This is a genomic window from Alkalihalophilus pseudofirmus, from assembly GCF_029094545.1.
GTDB lineage: Bacteria > Bacillota > Bacilli > Bacillales > Bacillaceae_D > Alkalihalophilus > Alkalihalophilus pseudofirmus.
The window spans coordinates 3,752,058-3,767,667 of record NZ_CP117835.1 but is presented as its reverse complement, the minus strand read 5'-3'; the positions used below and the strand labels follow the sequence as shown (position 1 = coordinate 3,767,667).

General features: G+C 33.7%; 15 protein-coding genes and 1 pseudogene. 7 read left to right on the top strand and 9 right to left on the bottom strand.

What is annotated here, in order from left to right; all coding sequences use genetic code 11:
• Positions 1–155: 155 nt before the first annotated feature.
• Positions 156–1,907, top strand: a complete 1,752-nt coding sequence (locus tag PQ478_RS19700) for a methyl-accepting chemotaxis protein (RefSeq protein WP_289235309.1) — start codon at positions 156–158, stop codon at positions 1,905–1,907.
• Between the two features lie 319 nt (positions 1,908–2,226).
• On the opposite strand, the gene PQ478_RS19695 is transcribed toward PQ478_RS19700, so the two are convergent.
• The 7 genes from PQ478_RS19695 to PQ478_RS19665 all read right to left on the bottom strand — a co-directional run bounded on the left by PQ478_RS19695 (position 2,227) and on the right by PQ478_RS19665 (position 8,458).
• Positions 2,227–2,640: a PH domain-containing protein gene (locus tag PQ478_RS19695; RefSeq protein ID WP_289235308.1), complete on the bottom strand. Its 414-nt coding sequence runs from the start codon at positions 2,638–2,640 to the stop codon at positions 2,227–2,229.
• 84 nt (positions 2,641–2,724) lie between these two features.
• On the bottom strand, positions 2,725–3,333 hold the full coding sequence (locus PQ478_RS19690; RefSeq protein WP_289235307.1) for a sporulation delaying protein family toxin: 609 nt from the start codon (positions 3,331–3,333) through the stop codon (positions 2,725–2,727).
• Positions 3,320–4,279, bottom strand: coding sequence for a sporulation-delaying protein SdpB family protein (locus PQ478_RS19685; protein WP_289235306.1), 960 nt, complete (start codon positions 4,277–4,279; stop codon positions 3,320–3,322). Before PQ478_RS19685 ends, PQ478_RS19690 begins: the two co-directional genes overlap by 14 nt.
• A complete protein-coding gene (locus PQ478_RS19680; protein WP_289235305.1) occupies positions 4,264–4,794 on the bottom strand; it encodes an SdpA family antimicrobial peptide system protein in 531 nt (176 codons plus the stop codon). The genes PQ478_RS19685 and PQ478_RS19680 overlap by 16 nt, the downstream gene beginning before the upstream one ends.
• A 511-nt stretch (positions 4,795–5,305) precedes the next feature.
• Positions 5,306–6,517, bottom strand: coding sequence for an MFS transporter (locus PQ478_RS19675; protein WP_289235304.1), 1,212 nt, complete (start codon positions 6,515–6,517; stop codon positions 5,306–5,308).
• A complete protein-coding gene (locus PQ478_RS19670; RefSeq protein ID WP_289235303.1) occupies positions 6,518–6,907 on the bottom strand; it encodes a hypothetical protein in 390 nt (129 codons plus the stop codon).
• 72 nt (positions 6,908–6,979) lie between these two features.
• Complete coding sequence (locus PQ478_RS19665; RefSeq protein ID WP_289235302.1) at positions 6,980–8,458, bottom strand: coproporphyrinogen-III oxidase family protein; 1,479 nt, start codon at positions 8,456–8,458, stop codon at positions 6,980–6,982.
• A gap of 518 nt (positions 8,459–8,976) precedes the next feature.
• Between PQ478_RS19665 and PQ478_RS19660 the strand changes: the two genes are divergently transcribed.
• Positions 8,977–9,876, top strand: coding sequence for a helix-turn-helix domain-containing protein (locus PQ478_RS19660; RefSeq protein ID WP_289235301.1), 900 nt, complete (start codon positions 8,977–8,979; stop codon positions 9,874–9,876).
• Positions 9,877–10,505: 629 nt separating this feature from the next.
• On the opposite strand, the gene PQ478_RS19655 is transcribed toward PQ478_RS19660, so the two are convergent.
• A complete protein-coding gene (locus tag PQ478_RS19655) occupies positions 10,506–10,664 on the bottom strand; it encodes a hypothetical protein (RefSeq protein WP_289235300.1) in 159 nt (52 codons plus the stop codon).
• A gap of 213 nt (positions 10,665–10,877) precedes the next feature.
• Here PQ478_RS19655 and PQ478_RS19650 point away from each other — a divergent pair, with 213 nt between their 5' ends.
• The 4 genes and pseudogenes from PQ478_RS19650 to PQ478_RS21950 all read left to right on the top strand — a co-directional run bounded on the left by PQ478_RS19650 (position 10,878) and on the right by PQ478_RS21950 (position 13,786).
• Positions 10,878–12,353 (top strand): T7SS effector LXG polymorphic toxin, encoded by a 1,476-nt coding sequence (locus PQ478_RS19650; protein WP_289235299.1) that lies wholly within the window; start codon positions 10,878–10,880, stop codon positions 12,351–12,353.
• Positions 12,354–12,368: 15 nt separating this feature from the next.
• On the top strand, positions 12,369–12,803 hold the full coding sequence (locus tag PQ478_RS19645) for an SMI1/KNR4 family protein (RefSeq protein WP_289235298.1): 435 nt from the start codon (positions 12,369–12,371) through the stop codon (positions 12,801–12,803).
• A 137-nt stretch (positions 12,804–12,940) separates the two neighbouring features.
• Positions 12,941–13,435 carry a hypothetical protein gene (locus PQ478_RS19640; RefSeq protein WP_289235297.1) on the top strand — a complete coding sequence of 165 codons (495 nt, stop codon included), beginning with the start codon at positions 12,941–12,943 and terminating at the stop codon, positions 13,433–13,435.
• 88 nt (positions 13,436–13,523) lie between these two features.
• Positions 13,524–13,786, top strand: a pseudogene (locus tag PQ478_RS21950) (hypothetical protein).
• Positions 13,787–13,883: 97 nt separating this feature from the next.
• Here the strand turns inward: PQ478_RS21950 and PQ478_RS19635 are convergent.
• Positions 13,884–15,167 carry a helix-turn-helix domain-containing protein gene (locus PQ478_RS19635; protein ID WP_289235296.1) on the bottom strand — a complete coding sequence of 428 codons (1,284 nt, stop codon included), beginning with the start codon at positions 15,165–15,167 and terminating at the stop codon, positions 13,884–13,886.
• A 102-nt stretch (positions 15,168–15,269) separates the two neighbouring features.
• Between PQ478_RS19635 and PQ478_RS19630 the strand changes: the two genes are divergently transcribed.
• The gene (locus tag PQ478_RS19630) at positions 15,270–15,404 is read left to right on the top strand and encodes a hypothetical protein (RefSeq protein ID WP_289235295.1); all 135 of its coding nucleotides are present in this window, start codon (positions 15,270–15,272) and stop codon (positions 15,402–15,404) included.
• Positions 15,405–15,610: the final 206 nt, after the last annotated feature.

Sequence of the window (15,610 nt, the reverse complement as noted above, 5' to 3'; positions counted from 1 at the left end):
CAAATAAGAATCTGCGTGCTAAGTAATGATTAGCACGCAGTTTCTTTCTAGAGCGATTAAATTAAAATAAGGACTAAAGTGTTGTGTAATTAGGTATAAATTTTTAGATGATATTGTCGATATAAATAATAAATAAATCCTTTCGGAGGGTATTAATGAGACAGAGAAAGTTGCAATTAAATAGTATATCGACTAAATTAATGCTTCTTATTACAGCAATTATTATTGCAACTGGTGGAGTTATTGGCTCGACCAGTTATTATGTTGCTAAAAATCAGCTATTAGAAGCGGGGGAGACTACTCTCAAAAATATTGTTAACGGTGCTTATATCGCCTTAGAATCAATCAATGACAGAGTCGAAAATGGTGAACTAACACTTGAAGAAGGAAAAGAATTAGCACGGCTGTTACTAAACGGACCATTAAATGAAAATGATGAATATGATTATCAACAATCTAGATTCACTTATAAAGAAAATGGATATATTCTTGCGTATGATGATGAATTAATGTTGCAAATTCACCCTTCAAAAATAGGAGGGGCTCCGGCCGATGAGCTCAATAGAAATAATCGAGAGCGGATTGTAGAAGGAAGTAAATCAAATAATGAAGCAGACCGCTATGTAGTATATAATGACCAGCAAGCGGATGGGTCCTTTAAAGATAAAACAGCTTATGCCGAATATTTTGAGCCTTGGGGTTGGACGGTTGGAATTGCTGTCTTTCAAGATGAATTTTATGAGGAATTAAACATGCTTCAATACATCATTCTGTCTGCGACGATTGTGATAATTATTATTAGTTCTCTTGTATTTTACTTAGTGACTCGAAATAAGATAAAAATGTTAAAAGAAGTGACTGAAGTTTCAACACAAATTGCAAATGGACACATTCATGTAACTAAGCTAGCGGAATCAAACGATGAAATTGGCCAACTAGCTACTGCTTTTAATAAGATGTCTCAGCAGTTACGTGTCCTAGTTGAAAATGTTAAGAACACAAGTGAATACTTACTTGATTCAGCAAATAGCTTATCAGCTGTTTCAGAAGAAACTTCTGCTAGCAGTGAGGAAATTGGGGTTGCAATGACGGAAATTGCAACAGGCACCCAAGATCAAGCTCTTGATTTGGAATCAATAAATCAAAAGGTAGAAGAGCTTACATGTTCTATTGAATCTATGGAACAGCAAAGCAAAAAGATGAAGGTTATAACGGAGCAAACCGAAGAAATATCAAAGGAAGGGATTGAAATTGTTAAGCAGTTACAGAAGTCAAATGCTAGTTCGTTAGCAGCCTCACAAGAAATACATGAAGAAATTACGAACCTTAATAATAAAACAACACAAATTACAAAAGTAATGGAAACAATTGAAACGATTGCTGAAGCGACAAACTTATTAGCCCTTAATGCTAGTATTGAAGCCGCTAGAGCAGGTGAATACGGTAAAGGTTTTTCAGTTGTAGCAGATGAGATTAGGAAATTAGCTGAACAATCAAAGCGTGCTGCCCACGAGGTGCAAGGTGTAGTCCTAGCTATTGTTTCTGAATCTACCAAAACAGTTAAGACAGTCGAGGGAACAGTGAAAACCGCTGAAGGCTTAAATGAGGACGTACTTCAAACTGAGAGTAAATTTAATCAGATGACCCGTTCCGTACAACAAATTGCAGAGTCATTACACGCTGTAAACACAGAAATGCTAGCTATCACTTCATTTAATCAACAGATGAGCGCAGGAATCGAAAATGCCTCAAGTGTATCAGAACAGACTGCTGCAACCGTGGAAGAAATTACTTCATCTATAGATGAACAAATTAATGCCATTGCAAATGTAGCGAAATCAGCAGAACAACTAACGGAATTGAACCAAGAATTAAGCGAATTAGTGAAGAGATATACACTGAAATAAGTATAGAGGTTTCCTATCTTGTTACACAACATATTTACTTGAGAATAGTTAGAGAAGGTGATGATAGGCTTCACCTTCTCTTTTTTATGGATTAGCTGTACCGTGTAACGCGGTCAAAGATGTTAAATCTTATTGGGAAACCAAGTGAGGGTGTGTTATTTTGTATTTAACGTTTAAAAGAGTGCTCCTTACATCCAATCTATCACACTTTCATTAAAGCATATCCTTATACAAAAGTTAATCATGTATAGTTAAATCAATTGCCGATAATAATGGCATCCAAGTTGCTTCAATTAGAAATATCGAACCTAATCTACATTTAATGTATATCTACTTTAATAGAGGGATTTACCTTTACCAATTCTTGAATAAAACTTTCAGTGTGTTTTGGTGAAATATATACTGTTTCATATTGTTTATATTTAATTTCAATTCGTTCGATTGATAGAGCTGGGGCTATTAAGATATTTTTGGTATGAGAAATCGAGTTAATATCTTCAATATCTATTAAATTGTTTGAAAGGCCTGAGATTATTTTCAATGTACTATGGGTAATTATATAGCGTGTGTTAAACCATTTAGCACAAAATAAGCTTATGCAAATAACCATTCCTATAATCCCTAATAGACTAAAATCAACAAATAGAGAACGATAAAGAATCCAAATAAAGATAAGGAGTACAGCCCAAATTAAACTGCCGATAATAAAATCTTTTTTAGATGGTATGCTCATATAATCACACCTTATTTGACATATAATTAATTAAAACACCTTCCAAATCTTTTAATATAAAATTTAGAAGGTGTTCCTAGTAACTTACTCATTTACTTCTTTGATTAACTTATATACAGCCATATCAGTAGAAAGTTCCGATCCATCACTACTAATACCTGGTCCTGCGCCGTATTGCCAAATATAAAATGTAAGCCATACTGCATGTGAAGCTGCCACTGCAGTTGTTACTCCGGCAACCGCATATACGCCAGCAAAAAGGGCAGCATTCGGCTCTACTTCTTGAATTTTAATATCATATGATGCAGCATTGGAGAATAAATCTCCTCCTAAATTTAATAGATCTTTTGTTTTTACATAATCTCCGGCTTCCACAGCTTCTTTAAGGTCATTAAAATAATTACTATCCATTTCGTGCATAACTTTTAAAACTTCATCAACAAACTTTATTTGTTCCTCACTGTTATTAATTTTATATTCTTCGGTGGTCCAATCATTTACAAAAAATTGCCCCACTTCTCCTTGACCAATTGTAATTCCTCTAAATAATTCTTCCCCACTAAAATTCTTTGATAATTGCTCTGCGTTTGAACTTGACCCGGAAAAACCAAAGGTGCTGATGATTAGTAGAAAACTAGTAATCATTATGAAACTTTTCTTCATAAAGAAGTCCTTCTTATTAATTAACTTCATTGTACTTACCTCCTTTAAATTTTTGGAATGTATAATTAAGAGAATGTAATACTTTTTTTAAGAACAGAAATTTAAACTCATAATCGAGAGGTCTTAATAAAAATATTAATACTCCTAACATCGCAATAGAAAAGGAAATCAACCCTAAAAACAAGGCGAAGACTTCGTGCATTAAGACTGCTAGTAACAATATAAATGCCCTATACTTTTTAGCTGAAAAAAGTGCGGCTACGAGTACAGTTTGCATAATAAGAGTTCCCCAAGTAGGGATTACTACAAATGGTGTTGATAGAAGCCACATTATTGGTCCTTCTAAGAAAAGTGGTGTTCCTAGCATTGGAAATTGCACATAATACCAGACGGCAGTTCCATTAATCCATTCTTCTGAGGCTAACTTCGCTACAGTGGAATGAAAATAAATGATAACAGCCTGAATCTTTATTATCATTATAGTAATTAATGAAACAATTTTTCTTGTTAGAAATTCATCACTCCTGTAATTCCACTTTATCCAGTGATTTTTACGGGGATCACATAAAGTGATTGGAATTAACAATAAAGTGAAAACAGCAGCTACCTGATCTCCGCCATCTACTGTCGCAGCTGATTGCCAAAAACTAAACGTTATCCACCAATGTATAATTCCTGTATATCGAGGTCTCCATCCAGAAATAACGATAATTAAAACTACTATCGAGATCCATCTCACAATTTCTAAGTAGAAGTAATCATTTGGTACTAGACAAAAAATGCTAAAGAGACTGTTAGAACAATTTGGAAACTCAGATGAGCCTGCTGAAGGTCTAAAAAAAACACTTGAATGATTAAATAAGAGAGTAATTAAAGTAGCTAACGCTAATAAAGACCTTGCTAAACCATATACATTTGTGAAAGGGTTTTGCGAACTTGCCCAATGAGCTACCCATCTATCTAATTTCTTGAACAATCGACTTCAACCCCCACAGCTTCTGCATTCATATTAATATTTTTATAATCTGAACCCCACGCCCAAGGTACTGGTTCTATATTTGTGATGACCCATCTCCCACAAATAGATGGATTTTTTTGTTCATTAATTGTAGGAATAAACTCAGTTAAATCTTTACACTTTCCTGATAGATTCTCACAAGGTATGTAATTATCAATAGAAACTTGCGAGCTTATACTTCCAAGTTCAATGCCTTGAGCTCTTCCATACCTTTTTAATCCAAAATAATTATCTGGTGAACTATTTGGCCAAACTAATTTTTCATTATCATCTACACTATAGGCATATAGCATAGGCTCTCGGGGATCTCTGCTAAAAAATCCCCACCCTTGTGGTATAACCTGGCCAATAATTGCTGACAGGTTGGGAGCTACACTGATAGGAGTTTTAGGAATGGCTACAATGATTGAAAGAAATAAAAGGAAAACGACACTACTTATATAAATAATGAAAACAAAACTATATTTACTCAAAACTATCACCTATAACTGTTTCTTGGATTTGAGAAAAGAGAACATAATTAACTATATTTTACAATTAACAACTTGGAAATATCTATCGTTCTTTTTTACTGATTATTACTAAAATTGAAAATAGAGGTAAAAAATAATACTTTAAATGAAAATGCAGTGGGATTCAGGATAATTGACATAGGAGGTCTTATTGAATTTATATGTTAGGTAAGAATTTGGGTGCCTGACAAATCTAACAAACTAGGATATACGAAAACTCTTAGCTTAGAGGAGAGCATATATCCCTAAGCGAGTTGAACGAGTAATAAAAGCAGAGAGCCGTCCCCAGTTACAAAAGATTGTAAAAGAAGCAAACGAAACTGACCGAGAGCACTGATTGCCAGTCAAGGAGACCACATGACAGCCAATCAATGCCCTGACGAGTACTAGTTTCCGTGCCTTTACCACCCGAATTGGTTGTGGGGGATGTAGTAGGCTGTTTCCCTACATTTTGATGATTATGAATTGAACTTTATATTACTTCATTAGTATGATTTTTAGCTCGACTATATAATGGCAAGCTAGGGACTATATAAATCAGGCTCGTCAGTACTATAATACTGATACACACCCAATATAAAATAGTTGCTCCCCACATATCAATCAATGCTGCTCCCATGATGGGTCCAATCGAAAAACCAATCGTTCTAAATTCAGCAATTCCAAAGTATAGACTTTTTTTATGGTCAGGTGCAATATTATTGATCATAATATCACTCCCAGGAACCGCATAGACTTCACCTAAAGCAAATACTAAGGTAGCAATGATTAAAAAGAGGAGTTGCCCTTCTGAAAGTGCAAATATTACAAAAGCTGCTCCAAACGCAAAATTTCCTATTAAAATAGAAGTTAAATTACCTAATTTTATAAAGCGATCTTCAATATACATAACCAAAAACTGAAATACAATACCTGCAATCGAGTTAATTATCAATAGCAAAGCAAAAAGTTCTGCAGGATTCTCACTAATTTCAGTAAATGCCAGTGGAAATACACCTTCAAATTGAGAAAAGACTATAAAAACTAAAGCACCCGCGGTTACGTACATAAACAATCTTGGGTCCACCTCTTTGAAATTTTGCAGAGATGGCTTTTTCTTTACTTCTAATTGTAAGTTTGTTGGTTTGATTATTGAATTAACTAACAAGATAATAATTATGATACACAGGAAAGTGAAAATAGAAATATACAAATTTAATTGCATTTGAGAATCCCTTAAAAGCAGTCCCAATCCAGGACCTGCAATTGCCCCTAAACATATTACGATATAATTAATTCTAAAAACCACATTTTGATTTCTTAATTCTTTTGAATGGTGGGCAAATAAGGCTCTAATGACGGGTTTCCAACAGATCCCTCCAATGCCTGAGATCACACTTAGAGCAATTAATACAAAGTAACTTTCAGTGAATAGATAAAATATATAGGGGGTAATAATGAGAGTTATGCCTATAAGTAAACTCTTAACTTCCCCGAATTTATTTGCTGCTGCTGCCCCTAAAGAGCCAAAGAGCGCTGTAATTAGGGGAGGGATTCCAAGAAGAATTCCAACTTGTGCAATGGGGATATCCAATTGAATATTAAAATACAAGGCAAGGACAGGTAAAGACACATACACCCCAAAACAAAAAAGAAGGTTTAAGGCAGCTAAGATAATGACTTCTTTATTCATTCGCTTTTTCATTTAATTTGTCCCTCGGGAAACGCTTCTGATATCAATATGATCTGGCATATACAATTCGCCTAATTGCCCAGAAAGCAAGTCGGCATTTAATTTTTGATCGATGTCTAAGATATTGATTAATACTAAATGGTAATCTTGATATAATTCAACAGAAATCCTGCTAGAGTTTAAAAAGAAGTCCAATTTCCATATGTTTTCATACTTGCTCATAGTAGTATGATTTATTGTTATATTTAATTTGCTCAAAACAAATGATATGACATTGTGAGTGTAATCAATATTTTGGACTTTTTCAGATGAGACTCCGGTAAATGTTATGAGAGATTCATACATTTTTAAAGGTTGATCTAGTACCGTTTGAAAACTATTAGCTCGAAGTTTAGCTCGCATTTGAGATCCCTCCATATAGTAAGGAAGTACTTTAGGAAGCTGCTGCTAAAGTACTTCGCTTTATAAATCCAACTAAACTAATTCCAACTCTTCCTCTTCCTCTTCCTCTTCCTCTTGCTGCAGTTCATAATTTAAGTTTATATTTGAATCTTCCATAAACCTATTTTTCTGTTTAGAACCCCTATCAATATAATTATCTAACGCTTCTTGTTCGGAATTTGGAGATAAATAATAAAGTAAGTTTCCATACCAATTCCAACCTAGCTCAGTGAGTCTGTAATGAGTCTCATCTTCTTCTACTAAACCTTTATCTATGACTTCTTGCAGACGAGTTAACACTTCTGGACGGACTTTATCAAAGTTTATTTTAGCTTTCTCAGCTTCACCATGATAAGGAAGATGGAATGAAATCCCTTTACTTTCGCAAATAGATTCATCAAATTCATTCAGCTTCATATCTATGTGATCATCCTCTAATAGGCCCTTCACGTACTTTTTAGTTACGTTTGTGTTTCCGATAATATAACCATCCATAACGGAATAGGCACCACTGCCAAATCCAATAATTTCATGACCTTTATAACCATAATGGGCTTCATGATACTGGAATCGATAAGTGTCGTTAACAACTGGGTTTTCTTTTAAGATATCTTTTCCTACCTTTACATAACCATGGCCATTATGAGGATGATATCCATTTTCTTTCATATAATTTCTAAGCAATACATTGAACTGAGACTTTGAGAAGCCTGTAGTAGCTTCCATATTTTTCTCTCTTAATTCTTTGCTGAGTTTTACTTGAGTCACTACATTATTGATAGGATACACATCAATAGTAGGAGTACCTAAACTTACTACATGGTGCAGATCCCTGATAAAGTCATCAATTGTCTGGCCATGCATACCATAAAGCATATCAACAGAAACATAATCAAAATATTCTTTTAGAAGGCCTACTTTTTCGTAAATGATATTCGTATCTTCAACTAAGTTGAAGAACTTTCTATATTCAGGATGGAAAGTTTGTACGCCCATTCTTGCATGTGTAACCCCAATTTCTTTAAGGACTTTCAAGCGGTCTTCAGTCACTGTAGTTAAATGACACTCATAATTGAACTCCTTAATTTGAGACAAATCAAAATGCTTATGTATAGCCTCACCAATTCTTTTGATTTGCTCTGGTTTTAATATAGAAGGAGTACCCCCGCCAAAGAAAATAGAACTGATTGGATACGAACTAACATTAGAATATTGACTCTTAATCTCGATCTCTCGAATTAAAGCATTAGTATAGTCCTCATACATCTGGGAATCCGTAGTGATTTCTCTTGAAAAAGGACAGAAAGTACAGATTGCTTCACAGAAAGGGATATGGAAATATAGCGCTCTAAATTTTGGGTCGCTGCCCGCGTAGTTAAAGATATTAAAGTTATTCACACCTATTTTTTCACGAGTACTTTCACTTATTTCATTATAATTAATTGGGAAAAACCAATTGTATATAGGTAATCTATAATCAAATGTCATAAAACCATCATCAATAAGTTTCATTAATAAAACCCTCCAAAATTAGAATTTAAAAAAGTAGTGTGTACAAGCTATACACACTACTTTTTATGTGATAAGAGATCACATACTACCAAACGATATCCCATACTACATCACTCCAAACTACGTCATTCATGTTATCACCTCCTTCACAAAATAATGTGTGAACTTCAATCCCCCAGCAACCAACCTTCCAATATGTGGAATTAATTTAATGTTATATTGAAATAAGGTTAATGTCAACTTTATTTTTAGAAAATTTAGATAATGTTTATGTATGGACGGTTGGAAGCGTAGATAAAATAGTGATTATTGATGATAAAAGTAACAATGTACTAGCTTTTTTCAACATATAAAAACCTCCTAGGTATTAAGTGCTTGAATATATAATTACACAGAATAAAAGTTTATGAATTTTTGATTTTATAAGATAATTTAAGGTGAGTGCTTCTATAATTATCTTTTTCTAGGTAATATATAGGTAAATATTAGAATTTTAATATAGGGCAGGGGGTATGTGTGTGGGTGAACATATAGGCAGTAGGATTTATGAGCTTCGAAGTTATTACGGAATAGGGCAGAAGGAATTAGCAGAAGGAATTTGCACACAAGGTAATATCTCTCACATTGAAAAAGGAAATCAGCTTCCTAATTCAGATATTCTATTTCAAGTCGCTAAGAAGTTAGGAGTGGGTGTTCAATATTTCTTTGAAGACTATGAGACACCTCGCAATAATTACATTGAGGACACGTGTGAAATGATCAGACACTATCTACATAAACATGAGTATGAACGGGCGTATTCAATTATTAATACGGAACTAAAGAACCCTTTATTTCGACGGGCCGACCTAACAAAATTCTTGCTATGGCAAAAAAGCGTTTGCCATTTTCACTTATTTAGCAAGGAGGAAGCCATAGATCTTTTAGATGTTGCTATTGATATCAAAATTGGTCATAGCAGGGCTCTTTCCATGCTAGATATTGAACTTTTCACAAGCAGTGCAATAATGCTTACAGATATAGGTCAATATAAGCAAGCTACTTTAAAATACAATACAGCAATTAAAAAGTTTAAAAAACATCCTCACTCCAATTATGGCAATATCAAAATTCCAATTAGAATCTTATATAACAGTTCTATAAACTTCTATCGAGATAATGATTTCATTAACTCTTATGAACGTGCTAATCAGGGGATAAAGTTGTGTTTAGAAAACGATTCCTTATACTTGCTTGGAGAGCTCTACTATCAAGCGGGCATTTCTTCATTCAAAACAGGAGGAAAAGATTATCTTTCTCTAATAGAGTCAAGTCTCTGGTTATTAAAGAAAAAGGCAAGTTCTCATGTGGAATATATTAATGAAAAATATAATTATTATAAAAGTCTGGATCCTCAAGTAAATTCAATCGAGGTATAGCTTAATCAAATTAATGTAAGGGGCTGTGGGTAAACACTCATTTAAATTAATTGAAATAGTTGCATAAGAGCAAGGGGGTTTAAATATGTTGAAAGTAAGATAACAAATGTTGTTTAGCCTGGAAATAGAAATTAACTAATCGCTTGAAAAAGCCGCTCTACTTTGGTAGAGCGGCTTTAACCATTGAACCCGGGATATACTTCTTGCAGCATTAAGAGTTTGACTTACAATAACCTAGGTAAAAGACTCATGTCTTCGTAGTACTGGATAAATAGAGTAATAAACAAACTTACACTTAAAGCGATTGAAAGTAATAACAATTTGCTGTTTTTTAAGTTGTTTAAAATTAGTTTCTGAAAGATAGAGAACAAAGTTATTCCGGCTACACTTGAAATAACTAGTAAATAGACGATTAGGCCTTCTATAGTAATATCTCCTGGAGACTCAGAAGCTGCCGATAACCTCATAAAACTTATAAAAATATTGGATAAGTAAAATAAACCACTAACATATGCCGCTCCAATCATTAGCGCGAAAAAAAGTTTAAAGAAATCCCTCATAGAACCACCACCTTATACATTTATGAAGATATTGGTCAAAACAAAGCATACTTTAGCATGCTGGAGTTGTTACAATAAATCTTTTATGTAATTCACAAGAACGATTAATACAAATAACACTAAAATTGAAGGGATGATTTCTTTTTTCGACATTTTATCTCTATCAAAATAATAAAAAAGCAAAATAATCCCTGCAGCAATAATAAAGAGCCGGATAAATTCTCCCATCACCTTCTCCTTCCTTAAGCTATTCATAGTATACAGCAACTATATAATTTCGATTTGACGTACAATGATTTAAATAGCAATAACCTCCCGCGAGTAATAATTATCCATATTTATTCCTATTTCATCCAATTAGTATCTATATTATTCTAGTGGTAAAAGAAAAGATAATCTATAATTTCCTAAGATTTCTTTGTTCGAAGCAGAGGTGATAGGATGAAAGCATTGGATGTGACGGATTTACATAGTGGTATAGAAGAGATCCAAGCTAAAATAGAAGTACATATAGAACAACTATCTAAAATAGAAAAAAGTGTTACAGCCATTGTTGGCTTGAGTGATTCATTAAAGGGAGAGGGAGGAACGGCTATTCGTGGTTTCTTTCAAGAAGGGCATATTCCATTGCTTGCATTCCTCAAGCTGTCACTAACACAATACAATAAGGTTCTATCTCAAATGAAAGCCTCCTTACAGGCTTTAGAACCGGCAGCCAATGGCCGAATTCTAGAAAGCTTTCTTGAGGGTGATTTGGAACAGAGCTTGCGCCAAGTAGAGCTAGTGACTGCTAATCTCACTAGTCAAACAAATGCTGTCATGAACAAAGTGTCTGACATTGTCGCGCTTCCTCCTCTTCGGGATGATGAAGTAAAGCACTATGTCCAAAAAGCGAAGCGAGAAAAAGACCAAACGATCGAACACTTGCATCAATTTGATTATGAGCAAGTTTCCTCACTAGAATCGGTAGAAGCAGATGTCAACCTGTTGGAGCGATATGTACAGGAGCTTCAAGCAATGTTCCAAGGAAAAGGAAGCAATGTATCCACGCATCTGACAAATCAATTGACGTACAATTCTTTCTATCTTATGTTGAATTCAAAGCTAGCAGGAAAGCAAACACAAAACACACAATTATTTAAACAGATGTATTCCCCAGCTTATGCAATTAATACAACGATGACACAGGCAGTAACCTTTGATAAATGGACAAACCCAAGCTGCCCGAGGCCTGATCATGTAAATAAGGCAGTAGCTGGAGAGCCGGAACGTAACTGGTTTCAGGAGGCTGGAGATCAGATAGTAAGTGGTGCGAAAACAGTAGGTAAAGCGGCAAAAGATCATTCCAGAGAAATTGGTTCTACCGTTTTGGACTTCACTCCAATCGCTGGAAATATTAAAGCGGGCGTAGAGGCTAAAAGTGGAGTAGACCCTATAACAAAAAGAGAGTTAGAGGATTGGGAAAAATATTTTGCAGCAGCTGGTATTCTCACAGGAGGTCTTTCTAAGCTAGGCTCTAAAGCAGTTAAAGGAGTTAAGGGTGTTGATCGAAAGGGTATAGATAATGTTAAGCTAAGTCCATCAAATTATCCAAATCCAGACCCACCTATGACTATACCACCTGTAAGATATGAACCAAAAACAATTGAAGAAGTCATAAGAATGCGTCAAGGAAAAGGACCAACAACTAAAATGTTGCATGGTGATAAAAATATAGAAGCACACCATAGACAACAAGTCCCTGTTAAAAATGGTGGGATATTAGATGAATTAGAACAAAGAACTCATAGAGGTGGAGGAAATCATACACGTCATGATAAACCTTCCCAGTTAACTCCTTCTCAAAGAGCTAAGGAAATTAGAGAACACTATAAAGAAAGAGGAAAAGAATATATACTACCAGGAGAAGGAATTTAAAAGGAGGAATAGTAAGTGACAAGAGATGAAATTGCAAATTTATTAGATGGTATATTAGATAAAGAATTAGGGAATTTAGATATTCCTTTGGCAAGTGATTGGGAAAATATCGAAAAAAAGTTTGGATGTCAATTTCCATCAGAATTTAAATTTTTTATTGAATTAATGTCAAAATATTCGTTTCCAGGAGATATCTTAAATGTTTCCGATGGTAATACAAATGGAAATGACACTATTGAATTTACCTATGACTATGAAATGAAACAGGGGGGGTGGAAAGAAGAATTAATCCCGTTTTATAGTATAGGTAATGGTGACTACTTCTGCCTTCTTTCCAGTGAGTGTCCAAACACAGGGGTTTACTATTATTCCCATGAAGATACTAATATAGATAAAGAAGCTAATAACTTTGAAGAATGGTTAAAACAGTTGCCTACTTTTTTGAGTTAATAAATAAAAACCTTGATTGGCTACATGTCATTCGAGGTTTTAGCAATAAGGAGAAGTAGATTGGACTTAGATTTGAGTGCCTGTCATCAACCGCAGAAAACCCATGATATCGGACATACAAAAAGAGGAAGAACTAAATGAAAAATAAAATATCTGTCATAGCAAGTTCATTTTTATTGTTAGTGGTTTTAATTATTGTTTTATTGATTCAATCAAACAATTTAAAATCTCAAGTGCAAGTACTTACCGAGAATTTGGAAACTTCCTTAATTTATGATATTGCTGAGTTACATGGTCACTTGTATATACTAAACTCTAATAATATAAATGAAGACATACTGAATTATGTGGAATTTAATATTAATCATACCGCTTCATCAATCAGACAATTCACCAACCATTACGATCTTGATAATAATACCGAGAACCTGCCAGAAACATTATTTGATTTACAATATAATCTGAGGGAGATGGACCTTGAACAGATTAAAAATACTGATATAAGTGATGAATTAAACTCCATAATTCAACTAATTAAACAAGAAGACGGAACAGTTAGAGACAATAATGAATTGATAAATAATATGACCAATCTTGTTAATACCATCAATCAAAAGTACCTAGCAAATTAGTTTGGGTGCCGGTCTCTACTCGATAGATAGTGCGGCCGGTGTTAGTGGCAGTTTCTGTACCCTCGAAATAAAAAAAATATGGAAATAAATGTTTATAAAATATGATGAATATGATTTATTAGAACTTTTTCAAAGTTACCCAGTGAGTCTGGCAATATAGATGATGGATAATTAATTTATACTTACAAAGATGAACAAAATTTTAAGCTGACATTAACTTTAGATGTATATAAACAAGCGGTAAATAGTATAACATTCAATGATTCTATCGTATTTACAGGTGATTTTAATAATGTAACGAGTATAATAAAAGATGATCGATTATGGGATTTGGTAAAGGCAGAATTATAATTAGGAGATGTGCCCGCTGTGCTTTAGCGGGCTTTTTTTGTTTGTGGTGTTTCGGGATTTGGGGACCTTACACAAGGTTAATTCGTGCAAGGCTATTTTATAATAGGAAGTCTTCTGTTTTTAAAGTAAGAGCTTTATGTAGATAGTCGTTACATTTTTCTAGGTTATTTTGACTTTTATGAAACCATGCTAGTTTGAGTGAAATATGAAACAATGTTTCTTTTCTATTTAGAAGCTGGGCTATGCTATAAGCTTTTAATAAGGAATCTAATTCCAAAGAAGTATGAGCTAGCTGTTTGTATACACCACTTAGAAGGATAAGACATTCTAGTTCATCAAATTTAGAGTGTGTCTTTCTAAAAAGCATCAAGCTTTCTTCAGCTAATTCTTTAGAGAGTGAAAACTCTTTATTTTTTAAATAGATATGAGCTAAGCCCATCTTATTCCTTGCCACTCCAAGGTCATTATTCAGGTTCATATTTAATTCCAAGCTTGAGCTAAAATAGTCTTTTGCACTACCTAAATTCCCACTCTGATTATCTATTTCTCCAATATTATGAAGGATTTTTGTTAGAAGAATAGGTTTATTAAAGTTGTTAGCATATTCTTGGGCTTTTGTTAATTTAGCACGGGCTAGTAAGTAGTACCCATTCCTAGTCAACAATATCGATGAGAGGATTAAAGTACTTATCAGATACTCTTTGTCATCCGGTAATAAATTCTCAATGGATTCTTCACAAAAATAACTAGCCTTATTAAAGTTATTTAATCGGTAATACGTTGAAGCAATATTATATTGAAGAATGCCTTTATAGATTTTAAGTGTTTGGTTACCTGATGCCTGATCGTATAATTCTTCAAATTCGGTTAATGCCATTTTATACTTTTCTTTAGCGAATTTGATTGCTGCGAGTTTAATCTTGCACTTAAACTCCCCTTTACTTTCACTAGATAAACTAGAGAAGGTAGACATCGCCTCTTTTAATTGCTTTTCTGCCTCCTCAAACCTTCGCAAATTAAAATAGTGATTGCCTAATTTTCTATGAGCTTCAGCTTTAAAAGAATACAAATGTGATTCTGAAGCTAGTTCTAATATAGTGAGATAGATCTTCTCGGATTTCTCATGTTGAAGAGCTTCGAAAGTAGAAGCTTGAGTTAATAAGCTTTTGATTTTATCGATTACCTTTTTATCAGTAAATACTTCATTGCTTAAATTTAGAGCGCTTACAAGATGATTAAAAACTGTTGGGTGAATTTCAGTTATCTTACCAGTCTCGATATTACTTAATGTGCTGACTGAAATTATATCACCAGCAACCATGGTTTGAGTCTTCTTTTGGCGTTTCCTTTCTCTCCTGATAATCTCACCAAAATGTTCCATAAATGAGAACCTCCTTAAAATTTTTATGTCGAAATTTTATTGTTTTCAAATGGAAAGAGTGATGTATGATTATTTATAACTATAAAATAAGGAGTGAATAAAATGAAAAAAATAACAATTTGCTTTTTGATCGGTATATGTTTCCTATTTACAGCTTCTACGATGATTGTAAATGCTTCTGATGATGTGGGTGCCTTTAAAGAGACCTTGCCACTTTCTGAAACCAATCAACCTTAAAACTTGATACTATGATTATATAAAACTATTTATCTTTTTGGGAGTAAAATGAAATAACAACATAACCCATTCTGTGTATTCAACATGCAGGATGGGTTTCTTTTTTTATGAAATTTTTGAATATTTATTTTATTTTTTATACTGATAGGCAAATTGAGATTTTTATCTAATTTGTAAAGTGAACAAGCCAGAAGGTGCTGTTGTTC

Coding starts and splice junctions, on each gene's coding strand:
- PQ478_RS19665 (WP_289235302.1), bottom strand. CDS start 8,458: ATGAAACTTATTGATGATGGTTTTATGACATTTGATTATAGATTACCT.
- PQ478_RS19650 (WP_289235299.1), top strand. CDS start 10,878: ATGAAAGCATTGGATGTGACGGATTTACATAGTGGTATAGAAGAGATC.
- PQ478_RS19690 (WP_289235307.1), bottom strand. CDS start 3,333: ATGAAGTTAATTAATAAGAAGGACTTCTTTATGAAGAAAAGTTTCATA.
- PQ478_RS19695 (WP_289235308.1), bottom strand. CDS start 2,640: ATGAGCATACCATCTAAAAAAGATTTTATTATCGGCAGTTTAATTTGG.
- PQ478_RS19630 (WP_289235295.1), top strand. CDS start 15,270: ATGAAAAAAATAACAATTTGCTTTTTGATCGGTATATGTTTCCTATTT.
- PQ478_RS19670 (WP_289235303.1), bottom strand. CDS start 6,907: ATGCGAGCTAAACTTCGAGCTAATAGTTTTCAAACGGTACTAGATCAA.
- PQ478_RS19700 (WP_289235309.1), top strand. CDS start 156: ATGAGACAGAGAAAGTTGCAATTAAATAGTATATCGACTAAATTAATG.
- PQ478_RS19675 (WP_289235304.1), bottom strand. CDS start 6,517: ATGAAAAAGCGAATGAATAAAGAAGTCATTATCTTAGCTGCCTTAAAC.
- PQ478_RS19635 (WP_289235296.1), bottom strand. CDS start 15,167: ATGGAACATTTTGGTGAGATTATCAGGAGAGAAAGGAAACGCCAAAAG.
- PQ478_RS19655 (WP_289235300.1), bottom strand. CDS start 10,664: ATGGGAGAATTTATCCGGCTCTTTATTATTGCTGCAGGGATTATTTTG.
- PQ478_RS19640 (WP_289235297.1), top strand. CDS start 12,941: ATGAAAAATAAAATATCTGTCATAGCAAGTTCATTTTTATTGTTAGTG.